The organism is Aureimonas altamirensis (assembly GCF_001463885.1).
Classification (GTDB): Bacteria; Pseudomonadota; Alphaproteobacteria; order Rhizobiales; family Rhizobiaceae; genus Aureimonas; species Aureimonas altamirensis.
The window spans coordinates 330,354-356,558 of record NZ_BBWQ01000011.1 but is presented as its reverse complement, the minus strand read 5'-3'; the positions used below and the strand labels follow the sequence as shown (position 1 = coordinate 356,558).

22 protein-coding genes are annotated in these 26,205 nt (G+C 66.1%); 12 read left to right on the top strand and 10 right to left on the bottom strand.

Features of this window, described 5'->3' with window-relative positions; translation table 11 throughout:
• Positions 1 to 23: 23 nt before the first annotated feature.
• On the top strand, positions 24 to 1,064 hold the full coding sequence (locus tag AUL31_RS09400; protein WP_060604868.1) for an efflux RND transporter periplasmic adaptor subunit: 1,041 nt from the start codon (positions 24 to 26) through the stop codon (positions 1,062 to 1,064).
• 35 nt (positions 1,065 to 1,099) lie between these two features.
• Positions 1,100 to 3,058, top strand: coding sequence for a MacB family efflux pump subunit (locus tag AUL31_RS09395; protein WP_192842520.1), 1,959 nt, complete (start codon positions 1,100 to 1,102; stop codon positions 3,056 to 3,058).
• Here AUL31_RS09395 and AUL31_RS09390 read toward each other — a convergent pair.
• From AUL31_RS09390 to carA, 5 genes are all read right to left on the bottom strand, one after another.
• Entirely contained in the window at positions 3,047 to 4,165 is a 1,119-nt protein-coding gene (locus AUL31_RS09390; protein ID WP_060604861.1) for a Fic family protein, read from the bottom strand. The genes AUL31_RS09395 and AUL31_RS09390 overlap by 12 nt on opposite strands.
• A 63-nt stretch (positions 4,166 to 4,228) precedes the next feature.
• Positions 4,229 to 5,278 (bottom strand): glycosyltransferase family 4 protein, encoded by a 1,050-nt coding sequence (locus AUL31_RS09385; protein WP_060604856.1) that lies wholly within the window; start codon positions 5,276 to 5,278, stop codon positions 4,229 to 4,231.
• A gap of 3 nt (positions 5,279 to 5,281) precedes the next feature.
• On the bottom strand, positions 5,282 to 5,755 hold the full coding sequence (gene greA / locus AUL31_RS09380; RefSeq protein ID WP_060604852.1) for a transcription elongation factor GreA: 474 nt from the start codon (positions 5,753 to 5,755) through the stop codon (positions 5,282 to 5,284).
• A gap of 144 nt (positions 5,756 to 5,899) precedes the next feature.
• Positions 5,900 to 9,331 carry a carbamoyl-phosphate synthase large subunit gene (gene carB, locus AUL31_RS09375; protein ID WP_060604848.1) on the bottom strand — a complete coding sequence of 1,144 codons (3,432 nt, stop codon included), beginning with the start codon at positions 9,329 to 9,331 and terminating at the stop codon, positions 5,900 to 5,902.
• Positions 9,332 to 9,469: 138 nt separating this feature from the next.
• Positions 9,470 to 10,678 carry a glutamine-hydrolyzing carbamoyl-phosphate synthase small subunit gene (gene carA, locus AUL31_RS09370; RefSeq protein WP_409359956.1) on the bottom strand — a complete coding sequence of 403 codons (1,209 nt, stop codon included), beginning with the start codon at positions 10,676 to 10,678 and terminating at the stop codon, positions 9,470 to 9,472.
• A gap of 195 nt (positions 10,679 to 10,873) precedes the next feature.
• On the opposite strand from carA, the gene AUL31_RS09365 reads away from it, so the two are divergent.
• The 6 genes from AUL31_RS09365 to AUL31_RS09340 all read left to right on the top strand — a co-directional run bounded on the left by AUL31_RS09365 (position 10,874) and on the right by AUL31_RS09340 (position 17,125).
• Complete coding sequence (locus tag AUL31_RS09365; RefSeq protein ID WP_159439796.1) at positions 10,874 to 11,338, top strand: GatB/YqeY domain-containing protein; 465 nt, start codon at positions 10,874 to 10,876, stop codon at positions 11,336 to 11,338.
• A 118-nt stretch (positions 11,339 to 11,456) separates the two neighbouring features.
• Positions 11,457 to 13,385 (top strand): DNA primase, encoded by a 1,929-nt coding sequence (dnaG, locus tag AUL31_RS09360; RefSeq protein WP_060605399.1) that lies wholly within the window; start codon positions 11,457 to 11,459, stop codon positions 13,383 to 13,385.
• A gap of 253 nt (positions 13,386 to 13,638) precedes the next feature.
• Positions 13,639 to 15,609 (top strand): RNA polymerase sigma factor RpoD, encoded by a 1,971-nt coding sequence (gene rpoD / locus AUL31_RS09355; protein ID WP_060604836.1) that lies wholly within the window; start codon positions 13,639 to 13,641, stop codon positions 15,607 to 15,609.
• Between the two features lie 177 nt (positions 15,610 to 15,786).
• On the top strand, positions 15,787 to 16,161 hold the full coding sequence (locus AUL31_RS09350) for a hypothetical protein (protein WP_060604833.1): 375 nt from the start codon (positions 15,787 to 15,789) through the stop codon (positions 16,159 to 16,161).
• A gap of 242 nt (positions 16,162 to 16,403) precedes the next feature.
• Positions 16,404 to 16,688, top strand: a complete 285-nt coding sequence (locus tag AUL31_RS09345; RefSeq protein ID WP_060604830.1) for a glycine zipper domain-containing protein — start codon at positions 16,404 to 16,406, stop codon at positions 16,686 to 16,688.
• A complete protein-coding gene (locus tag AUL31_RS09340; RefSeq protein ID WP_060604827.1) occupies positions 16,685 to 17,125 on the top strand; it encodes a BA14K family protein in 441 nt (146 codons plus the stop codon). The genes AUL31_RS09345 and AUL31_RS09340 overlap by 4 nt, the downstream gene beginning before the upstream one ends.
• A 55-nt stretch (positions 17,126 to 17,180) precedes the next feature.
• Here the strand turns inward: AUL31_RS09340 and AUL31_RS09335 are convergent, their stop codons facing one another.
• The 4 genes from AUL31_RS09335 to AUL31_RS09320 all read right to left on the bottom strand — a co-directional run bounded on the left by AUL31_RS09335 (position 17,181) and on the right by AUL31_RS09320 (position 21,643).
• Positions 17,181 to 18,143 (bottom strand): ABC transporter permease, encoded by a 963-nt coding sequence (locus tag AUL31_RS09335; protein ID WP_060604824.1) that lies wholly within the window; start codon positions 18,141 to 18,143, stop codon positions 17,181 to 17,183.
• Positions 18,140 to 19,054: an ABC transporter permease gene (locus AUL31_RS09330; RefSeq protein ID WP_082646892.1), complete on the bottom strand. Its 915-nt coding sequence runs from the start codon at positions 19,052 to 19,054 to the stop codon at positions 18,140 to 18,142. The genes AUL31_RS09335 and AUL31_RS09330 overlap by 4 nt, the downstream gene beginning before the upstream one ends.
• Before the next feature lie 26 nt (positions 19,055 to 19,080).
• On the bottom strand, positions 19,081 to 20,562 hold the full coding sequence (locus tag AUL31_RS09325) for an ATP-binding cassette domain-containing protein (protein ID WP_060604818.1): 1,482 nt from the start codon (positions 20,560 to 20,562) through the stop codon (positions 19,081 to 19,083).
• Between the two features lie 67 nt (positions 20,563 to 20,629).
• The gene (locus tag AUL31_RS09320; protein WP_060604813.1) at positions 20,630 to 21,643 is read right to left on the bottom strand and encodes an ABC transporter substrate-binding protein; all 1,014 of its coding nucleotides are present in this window, start codon (positions 21,641 to 21,643) and stop codon (positions 20,630 to 20,632) included.
• 286 nt (positions 21,644 to 21,929) lie between these two features.
• Between AUL31_RS09320 and AUL31_RS09315 the strand changes: the two genes are divergently transcribed.
• Positions 21,930 to 23,168, top strand: coding sequence for a GAF domain-containing sensor histidine kinase (locus AUL31_RS09315; protein WP_060605396.1), 1,239 nt, complete (start codon positions 21,930 to 21,932; stop codon positions 23,166 to 23,168).
• Positions 23,156 to 23,875 (top strand): response regulator transcription factor, encoded by a 720-nt coding sequence (locus tag AUL31_RS09310; protein WP_060604810.1) that lies wholly within the window; start codon positions 23,156 to 23,158, stop codon positions 23,873 to 23,875. Before AUL31_RS09315 ends, AUL31_RS09310 begins: the two co-directional genes overlap by 13 nt.
• A 3-nt stretch (positions 23,876 to 23,878) precedes the next feature.
• Here the strand turns inward: AUL31_RS09310 and AUL31_RS09305 are convergent, their stop codons facing one another.
• Positions 23,879 to 24,559 (bottom strand): GntR family transcriptional regulator, encoded by a 681-nt coding sequence (locus AUL31_RS09305; RefSeq protein WP_060604806.1) that lies wholly within the window; start codon positions 24,557 to 24,559, stop codon positions 23,879 to 23,881.
• A gap of 151 nt (positions 24,560 to 24,710) precedes the next feature.
• On the opposite strand from AUL31_RS09305, the gene AUL31_RS09300 reads away from it, so the two are divergent.
• The gene (locus tag AUL31_RS09300; protein WP_060604802.1) at positions 24,711 to 25,688 is read left to right on the top strand and encodes a Bug family tripartite tricarboxylate transporter substrate binding protein; all 978 of its coding nucleotides are present in this window, start codon (positions 24,711 to 24,713) and stop codon (positions 25,686 to 25,688) included.
• Between the two features lie 38 nt (positions 25,689 to 25,726).
• Complete coding sequence (locus tag AUL31_RS09295) at positions 25,727 to 26,203, top strand: tripartite tricarboxylate transporter TctB family protein (protein ID WP_060604797.1); 477 nt, start codon at positions 25,727 to 25,729, stop codon at positions 26,201 to 26,203.
• The last annotated feature ends 2 nt before the right edge of the window (positions 26,204 to 26,205 follow it).

The window sequence follows — 26,205 nt, the reverse complement described above, 5'->3', positions numbered from 1 at the left end:
CCCCCATCTATCGTTTTGCCCCGGTGACGCGCGGCGCGGTGGAAGATACCGTGGCAGCGGTGGGCGTGCTTGCGCCGATCCGCACCGTCGATGTCGGCGCGCAGATATCTGGCCAGTTGAAAGCCGTCCATGTGGCTGTCGGCGACCGCGTCGAGGAAGGCCAGCTTCTGGCCGAGATGGACCCCGCCATCTACGAGTACACGGTAGAGGCGACAGAGGCGCAGATCGCCAATCTGGAAGCCCAGGTGGTCAATGCGCAGGCGCAACTCGTTCTGGCGGGACAGACGCTGACGCGGCAGGAGACGCTGCGCCGCGCCAACACATCGGCCGCCAGCGACTATGACGCGGCCGTGGCCGCCGTGGCCGCTGCCAAGGGAGCGCTCGAAAGCCTCGATGCCCAACTGCGCGAGCGCCGTTCCGATCTGCGCCGGGCCGAGACGAACCTCGGCTACACGAAGATCTATTCGCCGCTGACCGGAACCGTCGTTTCGCAGACCTCCGAGCAGGGACAGACGCTGGCCGCCACGCAGACCGCGCCGGTTATCGTGACGGTTGCCGACCTGTCCACCATGACGGTCGAGGCCAAGGTGTCCGAGGCCGACATCGCCCGGCTGACGCCCGGCATGAAGGGCTGGTTCACAACGCTCGGCGGCGACGACAAGCGCTGGGAGGGCACGCTGCGGCTGATCGAGCCCACCCCGGAGATCGAAAACAACGTCGTCCTGTACAAGGCGCTGTTCGATGTCCCCAATCCGGATGGGCGGCTGATGATAACGATGACGGCGCAGGCCTTCTTCGTGGTCGCAGAGGCGCAAGACGTGCTGACGGTGCCCGCCGCCGCCGTGCGGAACGGCCGCGATGGCAGCATGGTGCAGGTGCGCCAGGAAGACGGCACGGTGGCGCGGCGCACGGTGGAGACCGGGCTTTCGACGCGCGCCGTCGTCGAAATCCGCTCGGGCCTCGATGAGGGCGATGAGGTGGTGGTGTCGGCCGACGGCGCCCCGTCGGGTGCGCCCCAATCCCAATCCCAGCGGCGCGGGCCCGGCGGCCCGCCGGCCTTCTGAGCGGGAGCGGCGTCATGAACCTGCATATGCCTGAGATGGAAGCCGCGCCTGCGGCACGACGGGTGTCGCCGGCGCGCCTTCAACTGTCCGGTATCGCGCGTCGCTTCGACAGCGGCGGCGCGCCCGTGGACGTGCTGAAGGGCGTATCGCTGGACATCGCCCCCGGCGAGTTCGTCGCCATCATGGGCCAGTCGGGCAGCGGCAAATCGACCCTGATGAACATTCTCGGCTGCCTCGACAGGCCGACATCCGGTCAGTACCGCGTCGGCGGGCGGGATGTCGCCACCCTGTCACCGGATGCCCTGGCGGATTTGCGGCGTGACACGTTCGGTTTCATCTTCCAGAGCTACCATCTGATCGCAGGGTCCAGCGCGGTCGAGAATGTCGAGCTGCCGGGGATCTATTCCGGCATGGCGGCGGATGCCCGCGCGGCCCGCGCCGAGGGGCTGCTTGCGGCGCTCGGGCTTGCCGACCGGCTGGATCACCATCCCAATCAGCTATCCGGCGGCCAGCAGCAACGCGTGTCCATCGCGCGGGCGCTGATGAACGGCGGGTCCATCATCCTGGCCGACGAGCCGACCGGCGCGCTCGACAGCGCCTCCGGGCGCGACGTGATGGCGCTCCTGCACCGCCTGCATGCGGCGGGCCACACGATCGTCGTCATCACCCATGACAGGAGCGTGGCCGACGAGGCCGAGCGGCAGATCGAAATCAGCGACGGGCGCATCGTCTCCGACACCGGGCGCGTGCCGGCGCAAACGGCAAACGGGACGCAGGATGACGGGGCGCGGGGCGGACGACGGCTTTCCGGCTTCGGCGAAGCCGCGCGCATGGCCATGCGTTCGCTGTTCGCCAAGCCGCTGCGCACCCTGCTGACCCTTCTTGGCATGATGATCGGCGTTGCCGCCGTCATCGTCATGCTGGCCATCGGCAACGGGTCGCGGCAGGATGTGGTGGACCGCATCAGCGCCATGGGCTCCAACCAGTTGCTGGTGCGCCCCGGATCGCCCGGGCAGCGAACCCCGGACGGCGTCACGGCAACGCTCGTGCCGGACGACGCGCGGGCCATCGCCGAACTGCCGAACGTTGCCCGCGTGGTGCCGGAGATACAAGGCAGCGTGACGCTGCGCGCCAATGGTGTGGACTACCAGTCGACCGCATCGGGCACGTGGCCCGACTTTCCGCAGGCGCGGAACTGGCCGTTGGATACCGGCACCTTCGTAACGCCGCAGGACGAGAACAGCTATGCGCCGGTGGCCGTCCTTGGCCGGACCGTCACCGAGGTTCTGTTTCCGCAGGGGCAGGACCCGGTCGGCCAGTATATTCTGGTCAACTCCAACCCGTTCCTTGTGGTCGGCACCATGAGCGAGAAGGGCGCCTCGCCCATGGGCACCGACCAGGACGATATCGTCTTCGTGCCGCTGTCCACGGGCGGCCTTCGCCTGTTCGGCCAGCGGCACCTGCGCTCCATCTCGGTCGTGGTGGAGGATACGGCGCGCATCGACGAAACGCAGGCCACCATCCAGAACCTTCTGGATCAGCGCCATCGTGTCCGGGATACGACCATCCGCAACATGGCCTCGCTGCTGACGGCCGTCAGCGAGACCGCCTCGACCATGACGATCCTTCTCGGCTCCGTCGCGGCCATCTCGCTGCTGGTCGGCGGTATCGGCATCATGAACATCATGCTGGTCAACGTGACGGAGCGCACGCGCGAGATCGGTATCCGCATGGCGACCGGTGCATCGCAGGGCGATATCCTGCGGCAGTTCAACACCGAGGCTGTGGTAGTGTCGGCCATCGGCGGCGGCATCGGCTGCATTATCGGCATCGGTGTCGCGCTGGCGCTCCAGCGTTTCGGCATATCGGCGGTGATATCGCCCGGGCCCATCGCGCTGGCCTTTGCCTCCGCGTTCCTGTCGGGCCTCGTCTTCGGCTACCTGCCTGCGCGCAAGGCCGCCGCAATGGACCCCGCTGCCGCGCTATCGAGCTGACGGCCTATCGACCGCAAGCGTGTAGCGCGCATAGCGGCGTTCGCCGGTGCGGCGCATCGCTCCCTTGTCCACCAGATCCTGCAGGTCACGCGTGGCAGTCGAACGCGATGCCTGAGTGATGGCAATGTATTTTTCCGCGCTCATGCCGCCCTTGAAGCCGTCCGGCCCTTCCCGGAACATCCGGGCGATAGCCTTGTGCTGGCGTTCGTTGAAGAGGCCGTCAAACGACTCGTAGAAGCGTGCCTTTGCGAGAATGAAACCGATGCGCGCAAGAGTGGCGTTCTGGGCATCGAGTATCGTCTGGCCGAAATAGACGAGCCATCCCGTTACATCCAGACCGCGCTGATAGCGCTCCAGATTGTCGTAATAGGATTTTCGATTGCGCTCTATGGTCTGGGAAAGGGCAATCAGGCTCGGCCGCCCGATGCTTTGCGCAAGCGACTTTTCCGCGAGTGCGCGCCCAATGCGTCCATTGCCGTCTTCGAACGGATGGATGCTCTCGAAATAGAGATGCGACAGGCCTGCCCGTGTCAGCGCCGGCATCGCCGCCGGGCCGGCGGCGCCGGTGTCGTTGAACCACCTTACGAATTCGGCCATTTCCTGGGGCACGCGGGCGGACGGGGGTGCCTCGAAATGGATCTGAGGCCGCTCGAGTGCTCCCGATACGATCTGCATCGGTTGCACATGCGTGCGATAGCCGCCGATGATTTCGATATGGCGGGCGCCGGCAAGCATCATGCGATGCCAGCGAAACAGGGTGGCGTCGTCCAGTGCGGTCGCGAAGCAGCGGTAGACATCCGCCGTCATCTCGGCAATTCCGCGTTCCTTCAGGCCGCCAAGCTGTCCATGCGCGGCAAGACCGAACTGTCGGCAAAGCGAGGATTGCACGCTGGCCCGGTCGAGAACCTCTCCTTCGATCCTCGACGTCGTCAGGGCCTCGTCAATGAGGATCTCGATTCTGAGCTCTTCTCGGGTTTCGGCATCCATATGGCGGATCGTGCCGGCGACTTCGCCCGTCGAGACGAGAAATGCGCGTTCGAGAGCAAGCATGGCGTCACCATCGAAGGTGAAATGCGGCCAGTCGTCGAATGTCCAGTTCCATGCCATGGGCTATAGAATCCGTTTCTATAGCCCAGAAATAGCGCTATTCATGAGCAATAGAAAGCGGTTCTATAGCCCACCGGCATCCCAGAGCCGATCGTAGACCGTACGGATTTCCGCAGCTTCGCGCTCCAGCGGGAAGTTGCGCCGGGCCGTTTCCAGCGATTGCACCGCGCCATCGCGGCGCCTGTCGCCATCATCCATCCAGCGCGCCGCCGCCGCCATCATCGCCGGAAGATCGCCCGGCGGGACGATCTCACCCGTGCCGGGCCCGATCACATCGGAAAACACGCCGACATCGGCGGCAACCACCGGCACGCCGCTGGCCATCGCCTCCAGCGGCGTCAGCCCGAAGCCTTCCCAGCGCTGCGGAGCCACGAACAGGTCCAGCGCGCGATAATAGGGCGCGACGTCGGAAAACTCGCCAAGAAACAGGATGCGCCCGGAAAGCCCGGCATCGGCAACCTTGCGCTTCAACTCCGCTTCGAAGCCGGCATGCTCGGCCGTCGCCCGCCCGCACAGGATGGCCTGCCAGCCGGGGCGTTCGGGCAATAGCGCGATCATCGCCTCGACGAAAAGGTCGCTGCCCTTCTGGTGCCGGATGCGACCGAAGCAGCCGACCGTCTTCAGGTCTGGAAGATCGAGCGACCGCCGGACGCCGCCCGCATCCTCGGCCGGGCGGAACCGGTCAAGGTCGATGCCATGCGTCACGACGCTGTGGGAAACCGAAAGATAGGCGCCGCTGCGGCGGCTGGTTGCGATCACCGCGTCCATGCGTGCGATCAGCCACCGCGTGTAGGCGGTATGCCGCCGCTGCGACGCCGATGTGAAGACAAGCCTGAGCGGCATGCGCAGCACATCGCGCATGAAGATGCCGGGCAGCATCTCTACATTGCGGCGCGCGTGCCAGATGCGGAAAGGTTTGGTGCGCGGTCGCTTCCACAGCCCGGCAAGCTGCCGGACATGCAGCTTGGGCAGGGCCTTCGGGAGGCCCGGCCCGAAGGCCACGATTGGCAGGGATTTTGCCTGCAGCGGCACGAGCTGGATGATGGTGGAGGTGACGCCCGACAGCCGCCGCTTGAAATTGGGAGCGATGACCAGAATGTCGGACGTCCGCATGAATCAGGCCCAGCTGATCTGCAGCACCTCGTAAGAGCGCGCGCCACCAGGGGCGGCCACTTCCACCGTGTCGCCCTCGGACTTGCCGATGAGCGCGCGTGCGATGGGCGAGGAGATGGAGATACGGCCTTTCTTCACGTCGGCTTCCTGCTCGCCGACGATCTGGTAGACCTTCTCTTCCTCGGTGTCCTCGTCGACCAGCTTGACCGTCGCCCCGAACTTGACCCGGTCGCCCGAAAGCTTCGTCACGTCGATCACTTCGGCACGGGCGGTCAGGTCTTCCAGCTCGGCGATCCGGCCCTCGTTGAGGCTCTGCGCCTCCTTGGCGGAGTGATATTCCGCGTTTTCGGAAAGATCGCCATGCGCCCGCGCTTCCGCGATCGCCGTGATGATGCGAGGGCGCTCTTCCTGCTGCCGGCGGCGGAGCTCTTCTCTGAGCGCCTCGAAGCCACCCGTGGTCATCGGAACCTTTTCCATGCCGTCATTCCTTGCCCGCGGCGGGTAACGCATCCGTCCCGCAAATCCGCGACCTGAATTTAAAAGAAAGACTGGCGCCCGAGGGCGCCAGCCTCAACAGAATCACTTCTGACGTACCAATCAAACACCCCGGAGGGGGGAAGTTCAAGCAGAGTGAAAGTATGACTGAAGGGGTCGGACTTCAAGGCTGCCGGCCCTGAGCGCGGCGATCGCCTCCGCGGCGGCCACCATGCCGGCAAGCGTGGTGTAGTAGGGCACCTTGTGCATCAGCGCCGCGCGCCGCAGCGACCGCGAGTCGGACAGCGCCTTGGCGCCTTCCGTCGTGTTCATGACAAGCTGCACCTGCCGGTTGCGGATGGCGTCCTCGATATGCGGACGGCCCTCCAGCACCTTGTTGACGCGCTCCGCCTTGACGCCGTTTTCTTCCAGGAAGAGCTGCGTGCCCTTGGTGGCCGATATTGTGAAGCCAAGCTCCACCAGACGGCGCACCGGCGCCAGGACCGCTTCCTTGTCGCCGTCGCGCACGGACACGAACACCGTGCCGTCGCGCGGAAGGTCCACGCCGGCGCCAAGCTGCGCCTTGGCGAAGGCCAGCGCATAATCCACGTCGAGGCCCATGACTTCGCCGGTCGAGCGCATCTCCGGTCCCAGAAGCGTATCCACGCCGGGGAAGCGCGCAAAGGGGAACACCGCTTCCTTGACGGCGATGTGCTTGAGGTTCTTCACGTCCGGCCTGCCGCCATAGGCCGAGAAGGCCTCGTCCAGCGTTTCGCCGGCCATTACGCGGGCGGCGATCTTGGCAACCGGAGCGCCGATCGTCTTGGCGACGAAGGGCACGGTGCGCGAGGCGCGGGGGTTGACCTCGAGCACGTAGATCTCGTCGCCCTTGATGGCGAACTGCACGTTCATCAGGCCGCCGACGTCGAGGGCGAGGGCCATTTCCTGCGTCTGCCGCTCCAGCTCGTCCGTTACCGGCTTCGACAAGGAGTGGACGGGCAGCGAACAGGCCGAGTCGCCCGAATGAATGCCGGCTTCCTCGATATGTTCCATGATGCCGGCAACGAAGGTTGCCTTGCCGTCGCAGAGGCAATCGACATCCACTTCGATGGCATCGGACAGGTAGGAATCGATTAGCACGGGGGATTTGCCCGATACGACGACCGCTTCCTTCATGTAGCGCTCGAATTGCGCGTCGCCGCGCACGATCTCCATCGCCCGGCCGCCCAGCACATAAGAGGGACGGATGACGACCGGATAGCCGATCCGCTCCACGATCGTGCGCGCTTCCTCGACCGAGCGGGCGATGCCGTTGTTGGGCTGGCGCAGGTTGAGCTGGTGCAGCAGCTTCTGGAAGCGGTCGCGGTCCTCGGCCAGGTCGATCGCATCGGGCGATGTCCCAAGGATCGGGATGCCCGCGGCTTCCAGCGCATTGGCAAGCTTGAGCGGCGTCTGGCCGCCGAACTGCACGATGACGCCCACCAGTTCGCCGCGCGCCTTTTCTGCGTGCAGGATCTCCAGCACGTCCTCGGCCGTGAGTGGCTCGAAATACAGCCGGTCGGACGTGTCGTAGTCGGTCGACACGGTTTCCGGGTTGCAATTGATCATGATCGACTCGAAGCCGGCATCCTTCAGTGCGAAGGCCGCGTGGCAGCAGCAATAGTCGAACTCGATTCCCTGGCCGATGCGGTTGGGTCCGCCGCCCAGGATCACGACCTTGCGCTTGTCCGATACCTCGGCTTCCGAGCGGGGCTGGCCGGCGAAGGGCGTTTCGTAGCTCGAGTACATATAGGGCGTGGGCGAGGCGAACTCGGCGGCGCAGGTGTCGATGCGCTTGAACACCGGGCGCACGTCCAGCCCGGCGCGCAATGCCGTCACATTCGCTTCCTCGGTGCCGGCAAGCTTTGCCAGCCGTGCGTCGGAAAAGCCCATGGCCTTCAGCATCCGCAGATTGTCGGCATCCTGCGGCAGCCCATGCTCGCGCACGCGGGCTTCCGTGTCGACGATCTCCTGCAGCCGGTCCAGGAACCAGGGGTCGATCTTGCACGCCTGATGGATCTGGGCCTTCGGCATGCCGATGCGCAAGGCTTGCGCCACCATGCGCAACCGGTCCGGCGTCGGCCGGCCGAGTGCCTCGAGTACGGCGTTGGTGTCGTCGCCTTCGCCGAGGCCCGGGATGTCGATCTCGTCCAGCCCGTCGAGGCCGGTTTCCAGACCGCGCAATGCCTTTTGCAGGGATTCCGAGAAGGTGCGGCCGATGGCCATCACCTCGCCGACCGACTTCATAGCGGTCGTCAGCGTGGGCTCGGCACCGGGGAATTTCTCAAACGCGAAACGCGGGATCTTGGTGACGACATAGTCGATGGTCGGTTCGAAGCTGGCGGGCGTGGCGCCGCCGGTAATGTCGTTCTTCAGTTCGTCCAGCGTGTAGCCGACGGCCAGCTTCGCCGCGACCTTGGCGATGGGGAACCCGGTGGCCTTCGATGCCAGCGCGGAGGAGCGCGACACGCGCGGGTTCATCTCGATGACCACCAGCCGGCCATCGGCTGGGTTGACGGCAAACTGCACATTGGAGCCGCCGGTCTCGACGCCGATCTCGCGCAGCACCGCGATGGAGGCGTTGCGCATGACCTGGTATTCCTTGTCGGTCAGCGTCAGCGCCGGCGCGACGGTGATCGAATCGCCGGTATGCACGCCCATCGGGTCGATATTCTCGATGGAGCAGACGATGATGCAGTTGTCGGCGCGGTCGCGCACGACTTCCATCTCGTATTCCTTCCAGCCGAGGACCGATTCCTCGATAAGCACTTCGGTCGTGGGCGAGGCATCGAGGCCACCCTCGACGATCTCGAAGAATTCCGACCGGTTGTAGGCGATGCCGCCGCCGGTGCCGCCCATGGTGAAGGAGGGGCGGATGATGGCCGGCAGGCCGACATGCTCCAGCCCTTCGGCCGCGGCGCCCATGGCGCGCGCCATGTAACGCTGCTTGCGGTCGGTTTCGGACAGGTTCCACTGCTGTTCCAGATCGGTCAGCGCCTTGTCGCGCGCCGGGCCTGCGGGGATATCGCGGATGATGTCGCCGCGCTTCTCTTCGTGGGCAAGACGGTCGGCATGCTTCGCCTCGGTCGCGTTGGCCAGGAAGGACCGGGGCGTGGCAAGGCCGATGCGGGCCATCGCCTCGCGGAAGAGGGCGCGATCCTCGGCCATGTCGATGGCGGCGGCGTCGGCCCCGATCATCTCGACATCGTATCTTTCAAGGACGCCCATCCGCTTCAGCGACAAAGCGGTGTTCAGTGCCGTCTGGCCGCCCATCGTGGGCAGGATGGCGTCCGGCCGCTCCTTGGCGATGATGCGCGCGACGACTTCCGGCGTGATCGGCTCGATATAGGTTGCGTCGGCGAGATCGGGATCGGTCATGATCGTCGCCGGGTTCGAGTTGACGAGAACGATCCGGTAGCCTTCCTCGCGCAGGGCCTTGCAGGCCTGCGTGCCGGAATAGTCGAATTCGCATGCCTGGCCGATGATGATGGGACCCGCGCCGACGATGAGGATGGTTTTGATATCGTTGCGTTTGGGCATCTGCGATCCGTCTCGTTTGTTCGTGCGCGAAGACACCCGTGCCGCATGCGGCCGGGGTTCTGGAAATCTCTAAGGTCTGGCTAAGCCCGCCTTATAGGTGAGACAGCCAGGGGAAGGAAGGGGCAATCGCCCCTTTCCTCAGGCCGCCTTGCGGCGATGCTCGTCGATCAGGTGGAAGAAACGCTGGAACAGGTAGTGCGAATCCTGCGGGCCGGGCGAGGCTTCCGGGTGATGCTGTACGGAAAATACCGGCTGGTCCTTGAGGCGGATGCCGCAATTGCTGCCATCGAACAGCGAGACATGCGTTTCCTCGACATTGCCGGGCAGCGAGCCGCGATCCACCGCGAAGCCGTGGTTCATGGACACGATCTCCACCTTGCCGGTGGTGAAGTCCTTGACCGGGTGGTTGGCGCCGTGATGGCCCTGATGCATCTTTTCGGTCCGAGCGCCCAGCGCCAGCGCCAGGAGCTGATGGCCGAGGCAGATGCCGAACATCGGGATGCCGGTATCGGCCAGCGCGCGGATGGTGGGCGCCGCATACTCGGCAGTGGCGGCCGGATCGCCCGGTCCGTTGGACAGGAAGATGCCGTCCGGCTTGTGGGCCAGCACGTCCTCGGCCGTGGCGGATGGCGGCAGGATGACGACCTGCGCGCCATGACCCGACATGAGCCGCAGGATGTTGCGCTTGGCGCCGTAGTCGATGGCGACGATGGTGTAGGCGGCTTCGGGGTTTGCCGCATAGCCCGAGTTCCAGGCCCAGGGACCTTCGGTCCAGACCTCGGCGCGCTTGGATGCGGCATCCCTGGCGAGGTCCAGTCCGACAAGGCCCGACCATTCGGCCGCCTGCCGCTGCAGTGCCGGAATGTCGAAGACGCCGTCCGGATGGTGGGCGATGACGCCGTTGGGCATGCCCTTGTCGCGAATCAGCGCGGTGAGAGCGCGTGTATCGACGCCCGACATGGCCACGACGCCGCGCGCCTTCAGCCAGGCATCGAGGCTTTCGGCCGAGCGGTAGTTGGACGGGTCGGATACGGTGGCGCGGAAGATGGCGCCCACCGCTCCGACGGCGTTTTCGGGCACGAGATCTTCGAGGTCTTCGTGGTTTGCGCCGACATTGCCGATATGCGGAAAGGTGAAGGTGACGATCTGCCGGGCATAGGACGGGTCGGTCAGGATTTCCTGATAGCCGGTCAGTGCCGTGTTGAAGCAGACTTCGCCCAACGCCTCGCCGGTGGCGCCGATGCCGTCTCCTTCGATCACCGTCCCATCGGCAAGGACGAGAAGCGCAGTCGGTTTCCTGCGTGTCCAGCCTTCGCTCATCGCGATCTTCCTTCGTCTGCGCGGCATGGCGCACGTGCCGGGCGCTTTCGCTGCACCAGCCCGTTCGCGATTGGCATGCCTGATCGTTTCGGTCGAGCTATGCATATCGCTGCAACCAGCCTCCCGCGCAACCCCTTGCAGACGGCCTGGGGCGATATTAATCAATATGCCCGAAACAAGGCGCGCTCCGCCTGGCCGTCCAATGAGCCGGGCGAGACAGTCATGAAAGTTCCCGAAATGCGAGAATGCCTCGCGGCCGCGCTGGACGACGCACGATCCGGCAACGATCCGCAACGCCTGTGTACGCTCCGCCTGATCGCCACGGCCATCAAGGACAGGGATATCGCCCTTCGGGCCGAGGGGCGCGAGCGCCTCTGCGACGAGGAGATCGCCCGGCTGTTGCACCGCATGGCCTGCCAGCACGAAGAGAAGGCATCGGCGCTCGAGGCAGCCGGCGATGTCGGCCGCGCCGCCGACCAGCGCCGGCTGGCCGGCATCGTCGCCGAGCTCATGCCGCCATCGATGGATGCCGGATCGATCCTGGCGGCCTGCGAGACGGCGGTTGCCGAAACCGGCGCGCGCGGCCTGCGCGACATCGGCCGCTGCATGGATGCCCTCAAGCGCAAGCATGGCACGGCGCTGGACCTGCCCGCCGCCGGGGCGGTGGTGCGCGGCATGCTGCGCTGAGGCGCGGCCGGGTATTCTGCCCTGTGGAAAGCTGTGGACGGCTGTGGACAGCGGGGGCATTTCCCGCGCAGCCGGAGAATGTCTGGATTTGTCCGCCGCTCTGGCCGATATGTCGGCCATGAGGTTTCCCCCGCACTTCCTTGAAGAGATCAAGAGCCGCATCCCGATCTCGGAGGTCGTCGGCCGGCGCGTGACCTGGGACCGCCGCAAGTCGCAGGCCGGCAAGGGCGACTACTGGGCCTGCTGCCCCTTCCATGGCGAAAAGACCCCGTCCTTCCACTGCGAGGACGCCAAGGGACGCTATCACTGCTTCGGCTGCGGGGTTTCGGGCGATCACTTCCGCTTTTTGACCGATCTTGAGGGAATGAGCTTTCCCGAGGCGGTGGAACGCCTTGCGGGAGAGGCCGGGCTGCCGATGCCCGAGCGCGACCCGGAGGCCGAGCTGCGCCAGGAGGCGCGGACCAGCCAGATCGACGCGCTGGCCATTGCGCGCGACTATTTCCGCCAGGCCCTGCAGGAATCGGATGGCGCCAAGGCGCGCGCCTATCTGCGCGACCGGGGCATCGGCAGCGCTGCACAGGCGGCTTTCTCTATCGGATACGCGCCGGACAGCCGGTCGCGCCTCAAGGAGCATCTGGCCGGCCGCGGTGTCGGCCGCGCCGTGATCGAGGCGGCCGGCCTCGTCGTGCATGGCGAGGGCATCGCCGTTTCCTACGACCGCTTCCGCGACAGGATCATGTTTCCGATCGAGGACGCGCGCGAAAAGGTGATCGCCTTCGGCGGGCGCGCCCTGTCGCCCGGCGCGCCCGCCAAATACCTGAACTCTCCCGAGACCGACGTCTTCCACAAGGGCGCCACGCTGTACAATCTGGCGCGGGCGCGCCGCGCCGCGCGCGACGGCGGCACGATGATCGTGGTGGAGGGTTATGTCGACGTCATCGCCCTGCACCAGGCCGGGATCGGGCATGCGGTCGCGCCGCTGGGCACGGCGCTGACGGACCGCCAGCTCGATCTTCTGTGGCGCACCACGCCCGAACCGATCCTGTGCTTCGACGGTGACGCGGCAGGCGTCAAGGCGGCGCAGCGCGCCGCCGACGTGGCCCTGCCGCTTCTGAAGCCGGGCCGTTCGCTGCGCTTCGCCTTGCTTCCCGGCGGACAGGACCCGGACGATGTCGTTCGGGAAGGGGGCGCCGAAGCGTTCCAGGCCATTCTGGCAGGCGCCCGGCCGCTGGCGGACATGCTGTGGGCGCGCGAGACGGCCGGTGGCGCCTTCGATACGCCCGAGCGCCGGGCCGAGCTGGAAAGCCGCCTGCGGACGCTGAGCCGGCAGATCGCCGACGAAAGCGTGCGCCGCCATTACCAGCAGGATCTTCAGGAGCGCCTTTCGGCGTTCTTCGGCCCGCCGCCCGGCCAGGGGCGCGGCGGCATGCGCCGAAGCGAAACGGGCGGGCGGGGCGCGCAGCGCCCCGGCACGCCACGCCGCTCGGCGGTGTCGGATCGCCTGATCCGCTCCGGCCTCGCTTCGTCGGCCGGCCGGGCGAACCAGGGGTCGATGCGCGAGGTCGGCATCGTCGTCGGCTTCATCAACCATCCATTGCTGATCGCCGAGGCCTTCGACTATCTCGCCGAGCTGGAGCTGCCCGAGGGCGAGTTGTCGCGCCTGCGCTCGGCCGTGCTGGACGTGGCGATGACGGCCGCGGCGCTGGACCGGCAGGCGATCCTGTCGGCGCTGGAGGGGCGGGGGCTGCGCGGCGTGTTCGATGCGCTGGAGGCGCGGGTGCGCGCCAACAGGGACTGGATGTTCCTGGCGGAAGCCGCCGTGGAGGATGCGCGCGAGGCGCTTCGTCAGGCGCTTCACTTGCAGCATCGCCAGCGTTTCCTACATAGGGAACTCCGGAACGCGGAAGTGGCTTTTGCCGCCGAGCAGACGGAGCAGGCTTATGCGCAGATCGTCGCGATCAAGCAGGAAATGGACAACCTTGCCGGTACCGAGGCGTTGATCGACGGATTCGGGCTGCTGTCCGGCCGTCCGGCCCGCAGCATATAGGCGCGGTTCCTGTTTTTTTGGCGCATGGCCTTGACTTCAAAGGGTGAAATCGAAAGAGACGATGCTCATAGCGGCATCTTCGGAATTTTGGATTGGTATAATTGGCGTGGCCGGGCGTTTCGTGAGCGAATCGCCCGAGCTGCAAGTCGGGCGGTTTCGACTGCCTGTCCGGTTCATCGAGAATTTACCGCCTTGGCGCTAGTCAGGTGGCGGTTCGCCGGACGCGGCTGACGCGAATTGGAGAGATACGCGAATGGCGACTAGGGTCAAGGAAAGCGAAGCGGCCGTCGAAGAGCGTCCGGAGACGCCTGACAGTCCTCTGCTGGACCTGTCGGATGACGCCGTCAAAAAGATGATCAAGGCCGCCAAGAAGCGCGGCTTCGTCACGATGGAAAAGCTCAATTCCGTCCTGACGGCGGATGACGTGACCTCCGAGCAGATCGAAGACACGATGGCCATGTTGAACGACATGGGCATCAACGTCGTCGAAGAGGACGAGTCGGAAGAGGCCGAAGAGCGCGACACCGAGGAGTCGAGCACCGAAGTTGCCGAGACCGGCGCCGGCAGCGCCGTCGCCACCACCCAGAAGCGCGAGGCCGGCGACCGGACGGACGATCCGGTGCGGATGTACCTGCGCGAGATGGGCTCGGTCGAGCTTCTGTCGCGCGAGGGCGAGATCGCCATCGCCAAGCGTATCGAGGCCGGCCGCGAGACGATGATCGCCGGGCTGTGCGAAAGCCCGTTGACCTTCCAGGCCATCATCATCTGGCGCGACGAGCTGAACGAGGGCAACATCATGTTGCGCGAGGTCGTGGACCTCGAGGCAACCTATGCCGGGCCCGAGGCAAAGATGCCGGCCGCGCCCGCCCCGACCGCCGATGAACCGCAGCCCCAGCCCGAGCTGGAGCCCGGTGGCGGCGAAGAGGAAGACGAAGACGACGACCTGGAAAGCAACATGTCGCTTGCGGCCATGGAGGCGGAGATCCGCCCCCAGGTCATGGCGACGTTCGACCTCGTCGCGGATAATTACAAGCGCCTGCGCAAGTTGCAGGACCAGCAGGTCGAGAACCGGCTGGCGGCGCAGGGTACGCTGTCGCCCGCACAGGAGCGCAGCTACCGCAAGTTCAAGGAAGACCTGATCGCGCAGGTCAAGTCGCTGTCGCTCAACCAGAATCGTATCGATGCGCTGGTGGCGCAGCTCTACGATATCAACAAGCGCCTCGTGAGCAGCGAAGGCAAGCTGTTGCGGCTGGCCGAGAGCCATGGCGTCAAGCGCGAAGAGTTTTTGAAGAGCTACCACGGCGCCGAGCTGGACCCGAACTGGACCCGGCATATCGCCAATCTGTCGGGCAAGGGCTGGACGAAGTTCGCGCAGGGCGAAAAGGAAAACATCCGGGGCCTGCGCCAGGAGATCCAGAACCTTGCCACCGAGACGGGGCTGGAGATCACCGAGTTCCGCCGTATCGTGCACATGGTGCAGAAGGGCGAGCGGGAAGCCCGGCAGGCCAAGAAGGAGATGGTGGAAGCCAATCTGCGCCTGGTCATCTCCATCGCGAAAAAATACACCAATCGCGGCCTGCAGTTCCTGGACCTGATCCAGGAAGGCAACATCGGCCTGATGAAGGCGGTGGACAAGTTCGAGTACCGGCGCGGCTACAAGTTCTCCACTTATGCGACATGGTGGATCAGGCAGGCCATCACCCGCTCCATCGCCGACCAGGCCCGCACGATCCGCATTCCGGTGCACATGATCGAGACGATCAACAAGATCGTGCGCACCAGCCGCCAGATGCTGCACGAGATCGGACGCGAGCCGACGCCGGAAGAGCTGGCCGAAAAGCTGGCCATGCCGCTGGAAAAGGTACGCAAGGTCCTGAAGATCGCCAAGGAGCCGATCAGCCTCGAGACGCCGGTGGGCGACGAGGAGGATTCACACCTCGGCGACTTCATCGAGGACAAGAACGCGATCCTGCCCATCGATGCCGCGATCCAGGCGAACCTGCGAGAGACGACGACGCGCGTCCTGGCTTCGCTGACCCCGCGTGAGGAGCGCGTTTTGCGCATGCGCTTCGGCATCGGCATGAACACCGACCATACGCTGGAAGAGGTCGGGCAGCAGTTCTCGGTCACGCGTGAGCGTATCCGCCAGATCGAGGCGAAGGCCCTGCGCAAGCTCAAGCATCCCTCGCGCTCGCGCAAGCTGCGCAGCTTCCTCGACAGCTAAGCCAAGCTGCCGCAGGACTGGATAGCAGGAAGGCCGGGCGCCCAGCGCCCGGCCTTCCCGTTTGTGGGTGAACGCCGGCTGAACACGCCCTTCCGCATCGGTTCAGTTGCCACGGTGCAAGGTCACGTTCGAAGGCCCGGACAGCCGGGCAGAACAGACCTTGAAGGAGGAACCCTCATGTTCGGCAAACTCATTCGTTCCGCCATGCTGACCCTGGCTCTGGCCGGCGGCGCAACCGCAGCGGCCGGGGGCCTCGCAGGCATGTCCGCCGCCGCGCAGGAAGTGCGTATCGGCGTCGGCTCCGGCCCCGTCATTCAGGTGCAGGGCAGGGGCTACGATCACCGGCATGACCGCTGGCGCGAGCGCGACCGCGATCGCGGCGGCTGCGATGCCCGGCAGGCCCTGCGCAAGGCCGATCGCATGGGCGTACACCGGGCGCGCGTTGTGGACGCCGGACGCCGCAGCGTCACCGTAGCCGGCCGCGACCGTGGGGGCCGCACCTTCGTGCGCTTCGCCAATGCGCGCGGCTGCCCGGTCATCGGCCAGCGTTGACGGACCCCCGCCGCGTGCATGGCTGCCATGCACGCGGCGGGCTGGCTCGCTCACCGGCGATGTGCGATCAACATTGCCAGCGGGCTACCTCCTCCCAGCCCGCAACATTAAGAGCCCGCCCGGTCCTCCCCCGGTGCGGGCTTTTCTTTTGCCTGGAACCAAATTAGCAATCGACAGTTGAGCGTTGGTGTTGGTTTACCGCCGGGCGTGCGCGGCGGCCTGTCTATGAAAGGCCTACCCAGATGAGGAAAGTGACGATTGCCGGCTGTGCGGCGTTGTTGATGGCGGTGGCGGGTTGCCAGTCCGTCGATCGGGATATAGCGGCTCCCGCCGCAATCGGTGGTTTGGGTGGCGCTGCAATCGGTGCTGCGGCATCGGGCGATCTGGGCGGTGCTTTGATTGGCGGTGCGCTTGGCACGGCAGCGGGCGCGTTGATCGGTTCCGCAACCAAGCCCAACGAGTGCGTCTACCGCGACAACAATGGCAACCGTTACGTTGCGGCCTGCCCGCGCGGCTACCGCGGATGACACGCCTGGCGTCGAAGTGGCAGGCAATCGCCTTCGGCCTGATGGCGGGTAGCTGGGCCCTGGCTCCGCTGCCGTCAGCGGCGGCTGCGGTTGTACGCCCCGCGGCGGTCGAGACGTCCTCTCGGCCGGTGATCCTGGCGCAGACCGACTTCAAGGAGATCATGCGCGGGGTGCAGCGGCGGGAAGATATGCGCAATCGCGGTGGCCCACGCCACTACGATCGCCGCTATGACCGCGACAGGCGCTACGACCGCGACAGGCGCTGGGAGCGGGACCAACGCCGCTACGAGCGCGATCGCTGGGAACGCCGGGGTCCACCGTCGGCCTATAGGGGCCTCAGCCGTCACCAGGCCGAGTGCGCCCGCCGATACCGGACCTACGATCCGCGCACCAACACCTTCTTCATCCGGCCGGGCGTCCGTGCCGTATGCCGCTAGGGCGTTGTAGAGAGCGCATTTCAAAGGGCCGCCTGAACCGTTCAGGCGGCCTTTTTCATGCCCGGCCGGTCTTCTTGCCGCCGGCGATGGTGATGATGGCGATGATGATGAGGCCGGTGACGAGCAACCTCAGCCCGGCGCTGACACCGTAGGTGTTGAGCATCGTGACCAGCAGATACATGAACAGCGATGCGCCCCACAACCCGGCGACATTGGCCTGGCCACCGGCGACGGACGTGCCGCCGACGACGACGACGGCGATGGACGCCAGTAGATACTCTTCCCCCATATTGAGCGATGCCCCGCCGGAAAAGCCTGCAAGCACCGCGCCGCACAGGCCCGCAAGTGCTGCCGAAAGAACGTAGGTTGCCCAGCGCACACGGTCGACGCGGATACCGGCAAGCCCGGCGGCACGGCTGTTTTGCCCGATGGCGGTGACCGACCGGCCGTAAACCGTCCGGTGAAGGAGCACGGCCATCGCAATGGTCAGCAGGAGCGTGGCAATGGCAAGGATCGGGATGCCGGCAACGCGCCCCGTCGCGAAGTCGGCGAAGGCCGAGGGCGGACGCACGCGCAGGCCACGGCCGAAAGCAATGGCGCTCGACATGACCAGGAAGCTGGCCGACAAGGTGGCGATGATCGGCGGGATCGAGAGAAGGCGGATCAGGCCGTAATTGAAGCAACCGACCGCCGCGCCGACGGCGAGGGCCGAGGCGATGCCGGGAAGGATCATGGCGTTGTCGCCATTCATCACCCGCATGGCCACGGCGCCGGCAAGTGCAATCGTTGCCGGTATGGACAGGTCGATATTGCCGGGCCCGGTGGTGATGACGAACATCTGGCCGAGGCCCACGATGACATACATGGTGGCGAAGGTGAGCGCCGTCGTGAGCACCTGCCCGGACCCGGCGCCGCCCGAGGCGGCGATGGTTGCGAAGAAGATCACGACCGCCCCGGCAAAGGAAAAGGCCGAGGGAACGCGCTGGCCGAAATCGCGGATTGCGGCAAGAGCGCTCATGCGGATTTCCTTTCGGCACGGTTGACGAGGGCGCGCAGCGCCAGCACCAGGATAAGGATGGCGCCCTGCGCGCCGATCTGCCAGTCGGGCGAGATGCGCAGGAAGGCCAGAAGCGAGCCCGCCAGCGTCAGGGTAAGCGCGCCGATGACCGCCCCGACGGGAGATATCCGCCCGCCGGTAAACTCGCCGCCGCCCAGGATGACGCCGGCGATGGACAGAAGCGTGTAACGCAGCGCGATATTGGCGTCGGCCGACGTTGTCAGGCCCACCAGAGCCAGCCCGGCCAGGACGCCGAAGAAGCCGGCAAGCGCGTACATGGACATCCGCACCTTCAGAAGCGACCAGCCGGCCCGTGCCATTGCCTGCGGGTTGCCGCCCGCACCGCGCAGCACGGTGCCGACAGATGAGCGCATCAGGAACAGGTGGACCGCCAGTGCCAGGACTGCGCTGGCCACCAGCGCAAACGGAACGATGGGCGTGCGGAACTTGACGATGGCCTGCAGCCAGGCCGGGGCGCTGCCGCCGGGCGATGGCAGGATCAGGACCGCCGCGCCCAGCCAGACGAAGGACATGCCGAGGGTGACCACGATGGATGGCAGGTTGCGCCATTGCACGAGTGCCCCCACCAGGGCGTAAACCAGAATGCAGCCGGCCAGGGCGGCGATGCCCAGCACGGGCGTATCGTTCAACAGCGTCGCGCCGACGCACGCCACGAACGAGACGAAGCTGCCGATCGACAGATCGATGTCGTTGATGGCGATGATGAACATCTGCGCGATGGTGGCGAGCGCGATGGGCAGCGCCAGGTTGAGCATCAGATTGAGGCCCATGAAACTCATGGCCCTTGGCTGGATGATGAAGATCGCCGTCAGCAGCAAGGCAAGCGAGACGGGTGGAAGAAGCGCCCGCATGATGCGCGGCGATGTGAGGTCCAGCTTCAAGCCGCATCCTCCGTAAAGGAACTCTGCAGCACGCGGGCCTCGGTCAGTTCGCCGCGCGGCATGTCCGCGACGATCCGCCCGGACCTGAAGACGTAGGCATGGTCGCAACTCAGCAACTCGTCGAACTCCGTCGTGTACCAGATGAAGGTGCGCCCGCGCGCCGCCTCGGCGCGGATCAGGGCATAGACATCCTGCTTTGTGCCGATGTCGACGCCACGCATCGGGTCGTCCATCAGGATGATGTCGGCGTCGGAGGCGAGCGCCCGGGCAAACAGCGCCTTCTGCTGGTTGCCGCCCGACAGGGTGAGGATGTTGTTGTCCATGTCGGGAGAACGGATACCGATGCGCGTGCGCCAGTCCGACGCCATGCCGGCTTCGGCGGCCTTGTCGATCAACCCCATCTTCACAAGCGCGGGCAGCGAGCGGACGGTGATGTTCTGCCCGATGGACCACAGCGGAAAGACGCCGTCGCTTTGCCGGTCTCCGGCGACGAAGGCGACTTTGCCCGACAGCCGCGCGAAGCGGGAGCCGCGCACCCCGGCATTCTGCATCAGGACCAGAAGCGCCGTCTGGCCGTGCCCGGCAAGGCCCGCCAGGCCGACGATCTCGCCCTTGTGCGCGACCAGGCGCCGGTCATTGCCCTGACGCGGCGGTGCGGCGGTGGCGACAACCGGCCCGGTCCGCGCCTTCGCCTGCAAGTCGGCATGGGCGGCCTCGGCCACGACATGGCCCATCGCCTCCACCAGAGACACCCGGTCGAATTGCGCGGCAGGCCGCAACTGGGTGATCCGGCCATCGCTCATCACGGCGATCCGGTCGCATGTGGCGAGGATCTCGCCGAGGATGTGGGATATCAGGACGACGCTGCCGCCGCCTTCGACGAACCGGCGCACATGCGCAAGCAACTGCGCCGCCACCGTCTGGTCGAGCGAGGAGGTGGGTTCGTCCAGAATGATCAGGCGCGGCGCCAGATCGGAAACGGCGAAGACGATGGAAATCTCCACCATCTGCCGCTGGCCGAGCGCCAGATCGGACAGGAGGTCATCCGGGCCGATGCCATGTCCGGGAAAGATCGTATCGAGGCTGCTGCGCGCCAGGGCCGCCGCGCGGCGGCGCCAGCCGAAACCTTTCAGCGACGGATGCCGGATCCGCATGTTTTCGGCGACGGTGAGGTTGGGGCAGAGCGACAGCTCCTGGAAGACGCATCGGATGCCGGCCCGGTTGGCGGCCGCAACGCCGAAGCCACCGGAAACCGGCGTGCCGTCGACGGCCAGACGTCCCGTATCGGGTGTCACATTGCCGGCCAGCACCTGCATCAGCGTCGACTTGCCGGCGCCATTATGCCCGGCAAGCCCGATGCACTCGCCCGGGGCGAGGTCGAGGCTGACGCCGCCCAGCGCCTTGACGGCGCCGAAGCTTTTGGCGATGTCGCCCAGCGAAACCAGCGGCGGGCGCGCCCGGTCGTCGATTGCGGTCATGATGTCGTGTCCGTCCTGTCGGGGGCCGCCGCGCGCGGCCAGTGCCGCACGCGGCGCTCCAAAGCGCTTACTTCGCTTCGGCGATGACCTTCCGGGCGTCTTCCAGCGTGTACTCCACGTTGGCGACGCCGCCTTCCTGGGTCGTTTCCAGCGCCTTCTCAAGGCCCGCCTGGTCGATGGACAGGAAGGGAACCACCAGGTCCTTCGGAACGTCTTCACCATCCAGGATCTGCTGCGCCACCCAGAAGGCGAGGGTGGAGACACCCGGCGCGATCGAAACCGACATGGTCTCGTAGCCGTTCGCGTCCTTCTGCTGCTTCCACCAGAGAAGCTCATCCTGCCGGTTGCCCATGATGATGGTGGGCATGTCACGGCCGGCGGCCGCGAAGGCCTCTGCGGCACCGAAACCGTCGCCGCCCTGCGTCACCACGCCCACGACCTGCGGGATCGAGGGCAGCACGCCGGCTACGGAGCGCTGGGCGACGGTCTGGGTCCAGTCGCCCTGGACCTCGGACACGATCTTGAAGTTGGGATGCTTCTGCGCGCCCGCCGCGATGCCTTCGTGGATCTCGGAATCGACCGAAGTTCCCGGCAGGCCGCGGATCTCGAGCAGGTTGCCGCCGTCCGGATAGCGGCCGGCGAGATAGTCGAGCTGGTCGGACCCCATCTTGCGGAAGTCCACCGCGACGCGCCATGCACAGGGCTCCGTCACGATGCCGTCGAAGGAAACGACGGTGATGCCGGCGTCGCAGGCTTCCTTGACGGCGCCGTTCAGCGCGGTCGGCGATGCGGCGTTGATGACGATGGCATCATAGCCCTGCAGGATCATGTTCTGAATTTGCGCGGCCTGCTCGGTTGCCTGGTTCTCGGCCGTCGTGAAGGCATCGGCAGAGGCGACGACACCATCGGCGACCGCCTTTCCGGTGACGGTCTGCCAGCTTTCCAGCATGGCCTGCCGCCAGGAATTGCCGGCGTAGTTGTTGGACAGCGCGATGGTCTTGTCGGCGGTCTCGGCGCTGGCGGCCAGTGGCGTGGCCAGAAGCGTGGCGGTCGACAACAAAAGGATGCTGCGTCGGATCATGGGTTCCTCCCTGTTCGAATGCGTCGCGCGGCCTCCCGTACCTGGCCCTGGACAGCTGGTGTCCGGCCGCGACCCGATGCGAAGTCTTCCCGCTCCCGTGGTTTCTGTCCAACCCTTTCATCGCAGATGCTTTGCGGGTTCGCGCACGTGGCGTGCCAAGGGCCGACCGATTTGCGCTAGGATGCGCGTAGGCAGGACAGTCGAAAGGTGATGCGCTGGGCAAATGGCGACGATGCGATACAGCGATGCGGCGGAAGAGGTACGGCGGACGGCGCGCCGTCCCGCCATGCGACACGAATCCGTGTTCCGTCACCTTTTGCGCATATCCCGTGCCATGGCCGGCAGGCTGGATTTCCAGTCCGCCATCCAGGCCGTCTCGCAAGAGATGCAGGAGGTGCTGCCGCACGACCATCTGGACGTCTGCATCGTCCACCGCGACATGCATGTCGCCTACGAGGCGGGGCTGCATACCGATTGGGGCCTGACGCCGGCCATGCATCCGGTAGTCGGCAGCCCGATCCGCGATCTCCTGATGGGCGCGGAGCCCTTCCTGATCAGCGACGATGCCGTGAACGACGCGCGCTTCCGCTTCGACGGCGCCTTCAGCCACCCGATCCACGACCAGAACCTGCGCAGCCGGCTGCATGTGCCGCTGATCGTGCATGGCGAGATCATCGGGGCGCTGTCCTGCTCGAAACACGATACCGGTTACTATCGCCGCACCGACATCCCCCTGGCGCAACATCTGGCCGATACGCTGGCCCCGTACCTCTATGCCCTGCGCGCCGCCGAGGAGCTGCGCCGCTCCGCCATCGAGGAGGCCGCCGTGCGCGCCCGGGAAGAGGGCTTGCGGGAAGGGGCGCTGCGGCTGACCGAGGAGCTGGAGCACGAACGCCAGCGGATCGGCATGGACCTGCACGACCAGACGCTGGCGGACCTGACGCGGATCGAACGGCGTCTGGCGCGGCTGGAGGCGGTCGACGACGCACGCAAGGGCGAGATCGCCGCCCTGTCCGGGGCCATGCAGCGCTGTATGGCGGGCCTGCGCGAGATTATCGACGATGCCCGGCCCAATGTCCTCGAGCTGTTCGGTTTTGCCGACGGGGTGGAGGATTTCCTGCACCGGGCCCTCGGCGATTCCGGAAGCGGTATCGAGGGACGCTTCGTGGATCGCAGCGACGGGGCGGTCGACAGGCTGGCGCCGGCCCTGCGCATCGCCTTGTTCCGTATCGTGCAGGAGGCCGTCAACAACGCCGTGCGGCATGCCGAGCCCTCCCGTATCGAAGTGGAGGTAGAGGTGCGCATGGTGCCCGGCGGCCGCCATGCGCTGTATATCTGTATCCGGGACGATGGGGTGGGCTTCGATTCGCCGTTGCGCCGCCGACGTGCCGGCGGCATCCGCAACATGCAGACGCGGGCACGGCTGGTATCGGCCGAACTCGAGATCGAGCGGCGGAGCGGCGGCACGGGAACGCAGGTCACCCTGTCGCTGGCTTTGGAGGAGGATGCCCGATGGAGGTCCTGATCGTCGAGGACGATGCCGTCCACCGGGCGTTCCTGCGCGACGTGATCGCGGCGGCGCTGCCCGACAGCAGCCTCTATGAGGCCGCGGACGGAGAAGAGGGCGAGGCGATCGCCCGGCGCCTCGGCGCGCGTAACGTGGTGGTGGACCTGCAGATGCCCCGGCGCACCGGCGTCGACATGGCCCGGACTTTGTGGCGGGAGCGGCCGGACACGGCGATCATGTTCTGGTCCAACTATGCCGACGAGGCCTATGTGCGGGGCGTTTCGCGCATCGTGCCGCCCGGCGCGGCCTATGGCTACGTGCTCAAATCCGCCTCCGAGGAGCGGCTGACCCTGGCGGTGCGCGGCATCTTCGTGGAAGGCCAATGCGTCATCGACCGTGAAATCCGCACGGTGCAGCAAAAGGCCGCCAGCCATTTCGAGGGCCTGTCGGATGTCGAGTACGAGATATTGGTGGATGTCGCACTGGGCCTGACGGACAGGCTGATCGCGGAGCGGCGCGGCCTTTCGCTTCGCAGCGTGCAGAACCGGCTGCAGCAGGTTTACGACAAGCTCGGCATCTATGGCGAAGACATGCCCACCGAAGCGATCAACTTCCGGACGCGGGCCGTCAGCCTTGCGCTGCTGCGGCGGCTGATCAACCGCTCCGGCCTGGAGGAAGCCGAGGCAGACCTCAGCCGATGGTTGAAGGGCAGATCCCGGCGCTGACGGTCAGCCCGACAGGGCATGGGCGCGGAACAGCTCGATCGCCATGGCGTCGGCATGTTCGCGGTGCGACTGAAGCATCTGCGCCGCCTTGAACTCGTCGCCTGAAACCAGAACCTCCACAAGGCGGCGGTGCTCCACATTGGAGCGGACGGGCAGGGGGCGATACGGAACGATGGCCATCCGCGCCCGGAACTGCTCTGCCCAATAGGTGCGCAGGGTCGCCCGCAGGCGGTCGTTGCCGCTGGCTTCCGCAATCGCCCAGTGGAACGCGTCGTCGAGTTCCGACCAGCCGGCGACATCCTCCTTCTCGGTGGCGCGCTCCATGGCGGTCATCAACTGGTTCAGCCGCGCATGCACGCCGGGCGCGAGCCCTTCGCGCGCGACGATCCGGCAGGCCATCGCCTCGAGCGCCGAGAACACTTCGTAGATCTGCATCAGATCCTGCAGCGACTGCCGGCGCACCGTCATGCCGCGGCGCGGACGGATATCGATCAGATGCTCGCCCTCCAGCATGATCAGGGCTTCGCGCACCGGTGTCCGGCTCATCGACAGGAGCGAGGCGACCTCCGATTCCAGAAGGGTCGTGCCCGGCGCCAGATGCCCCAGCAATATCCGTTGCCGCAGGTTTTCGTAGGCCCGCTCGCGTGCCGATGCCGTTCCGCGCTGCTCGTGCTCGACACTCATCGGTGAACTTCAATCCACGATGTATACGTTGACAAGATGGTACGTACTAAGGATAGTTCTTGGCAAGAGGCCGAAACAGGCCCGCAGGAAACGGTCGGCGGCGATAGTCCGCCATCAATGTATCCATTGTGTGGATACGCGCGGAGGTATCATGCTCAGACGGACATTTCTCGCATCCTCGATCCTGGCCCTGACGGCAGCCGGCGTTCTGCCCGCTGCGGCCCAGTCGGATTTTCCGCAGCGCCCGATCCAGATGATCGTGCCGTGGGGCGCCGGCGGCGGGACCGACGCGGTCGGCCGCATCGTCGCCACGCTGCTGCAGCAGGAACTCGGCGTGCCCATAAACGTCGTCAACCGCACCGGCGGCTCCGGCGTGGTCGGGCATAGCGCCATCGCCAATGCGCGCCCGGACGGCTACACGATCGGCATCATGACGATCGAGATCGACATGATGCACTGGATGGGCCTGACCCAGATGACCTACGAGGATTTCGATATCCTCGCCATGATGAACGCCGATCCGGCCGGCCTGATGGTATCGGCGGACTCGCCCTATCAGGATGCTCCGGCGCTTCTGGCGGCCATCAAGGAGCAGCCCGCCGGTACGTTCAAGGCATCGGGCACCGGGCAGGGCGGCATCTGGCATCTCGGCCTTGCCGGCTGGCTTTTGTCGCATGACCTTGCCCCCAACCATGTCACCTTCGTTCCCAGCCAGGGCGCGGCCAGCGGAATCACCGACATGGTGGCCGGCGGCGTCGACCTGATCCCATCGTCTCTGGCCGAAGGCCGCTCCATGATCGAGGCGGGCCGCGTCAAGGCGCTCGGCACCATGTCGGAAGGCCGGCAGGAGGCATTCCCCGACGTGCCGACGATCAAGGAGGCGCTGGATTCGGACTGGACCCTCTCCGTCTGGCGCACCGTTGCCGCACCCAAGGGCCTTCCCGACGATGTAAAGGCCAAGCTCGAGGCAGCGCTCGAGAAGGTCTACAATACCGACGAGTATCAAAAATTCATGCGCGATCGCGGTTTCGGCGTCCGCTGGGCCGGCGGCGCGGAGGCCACCCAGATCGTTGCGCAGGACGATGCGACGCTTGGAGAAGTGATGAAGAAAGCCGGGCTCGCCAAGTAGCGAGCCCTTCGCCGCGTCCATTCCGGGGTTCAGGCATAATGATCAGATTGAGCGAATTCCAGCTCGGCGTCCTTACCGCCGTGCTGGCCGCAGGGTTGCTCTATGCGTCGAGCGCCTTCGCCCCCATACCGGGGCAGGACTACGGCGCCGGGACCATGCCCCGGCTGATCGCCTGGTGCGGCATCGCGCTCGGCATCTATATGATGGCGATGAGCTTTCGGACATTGCCGGCGGCTCTCAAGCCGCATCTGTCGGAGTGGACGGGGTCTCGCCGCTCCGTGCTGTCGGCGCTGGCGGTGCTGGCCGTCATCCTGTTCTATATCTTCTTCTCCGAGACGTTCGGCTTCATCCCCACCAGTTTCATCGGACTCTTCGGGCTGATGCTGGCTCTGGGCAGCCGGGCGCATGTCGCGGCACTCGCCAGCATCGCTACGACGCTGGTGGTCTACTACGCCTTCTCGCGCATGCTCCTGGTGCCGCTGCCGCGCACCGAATGGCTCTCGTTCCTCGGGTGATC

Excerpts from the sequence above, each read along its gene's own strand:
- AUL31_RS09395 (WP_192842520.1), top strand. The coding sequence starts at position 1,100 with ATGGAAGCCGCGCCTGCGGCACGACGGGTGTCGCCGGCGCGCCTTCAA.
- rpoD (WP_060604836.1), top strand. The coding sequence starts at position 13,639 with ATGGCGACTAGGGTCAAGGAAAGCGAAGCGGCCGTCGAAGAGCGTCCG.
- AUL31_RS09300 (WP_060604802.1), top strand. The coding sequence starts at position 24,711 with ATGCTCAGACGGACATTTCTCGCATCCTCGATCCTGGCCCTGACGGCA.
- AUL31_RS09390 (WP_060604861.1), bottom strand. The coding sequence starts at position 4,165 with ATGGCATGGAACTGGACATTCGACGACTGGCCGCATTTCACCTTCGAT.
- carA (WP_409359956.1), bottom strand. The coding sequence starts at position 10,678 with ATGCCGCGCAGACGAAGGAAGATCGCGATGAGCGAAGGCTGGACACGC.
- AUL31_RS09310 (WP_060604810.1), top strand. The coding sequence starts at position 23,156 with ATGGAGGTCCTGATCGTCGAGGACGATGCCGTCCACCGGGCGTTCCTG.
- AUL31_RS09350 (WP_060604833.1), top strand. The coding sequence starts at position 15,787 with ATGTTCGGCAAACTCATTCGTTCCGCCATGCTGACCCTGGCTCTGGCC.
- AUL31_RS09340 (WP_060604827.1), top strand. The coding sequence starts at position 16,685 with ATGACACGCCTGGCGTCGAAGTGGCAGGCAATCGCCTTCGGCCTGATG.
- AUL31_RS09335 (WP_060604824.1), bottom strand. The coding sequence starts at position 18,143 with ATGAGCGCTCTTGCCGCAATCCGCGATTTCGGCCAGCGCGTTCCCTCG.
- AUL31_RS09295 (WP_060604797.1), top strand. The coding sequence starts at position 25,727 with ATGATCAGATTGAGCGAATTCCAGCTCGGCGTCCTTACCGCCGTGCTG.
- AUL31_RS09330 (WP_082646892.1), bottom strand. The coding sequence starts at position 19,054 with ATGCGGGCGCTTCTTCCACCCGTCTCGCTTGCCTTGCTGCTGACGGCG.
- AUL31_RS09305 (WP_060604806.1), bottom strand. The coding sequence starts at position 24,559 with ATGAGTGTCGAGCACGAGCAGCGCGGAACGGCATCGGCACGCGAGCGG.
- AUL31_RS09345 (WP_060604830.1), top strand. The coding sequence starts at position 16,404 with ATGAGGAAAGTGACGATTGCCGGCTGTGCGGCGTTGTTGATGGCGGTG.
- greA (WP_060604852.1), bottom strand. The coding sequence starts at position 5,755 with ATGGAAAAGGTTCCGATGACCACGGGTGGCTTCGAGGCGCTCAGAGAA.
- AUL31_RS09315 (WP_060605396.1), top strand. The coding sequence starts at position 21,930 with ATGCGACACGAATCCGTGTTCCGTCACCTTTTGCGCATATCCCGTGCC.
- AUL31_RS09365 (WP_159439796.1), top strand. The coding sequence starts at position 10,874 with ATGAAAGTTCCCGAAATGCGAGAATGCCTCGCGGCCGCGCTGGACGAC.
- AUL31_RS09385 (WP_060604856.1), bottom strand. The coding sequence starts at position 5,278 with ATGCGGACGTCCGACATTCTGGTCATCGCTCCCAATTTCAAGCGGCGG.
- AUL31_RS09320 (WP_060604813.1), bottom strand. The coding sequence starts at position 21,643 with ATGATCCGACGCAGCATCCTTTTGTTGTCGACCGCCACGCTTCTGGCC.
- carB (WP_060604848.1), bottom strand. The coding sequence starts at position 9,331 with ATGCCCAAACGCAACGATATCAAAACCATCCTCATCGTCGGCGCGGGT.
- dnaG (WP_060605399.1), top strand. The coding sequence starts at position 11,457 with ATGAGGTTTCCCCCGCACTTCCTTGAAGAGATCAAGAGCCGCATCCCG.
- AUL31_RS09325 (WP_060604818.1), bottom strand. The coding sequence starts at position 20,562 with ATGACCGCAATCGACGACCGGGCGCGCCCGCCGCTGGTTTCGCTGGGC.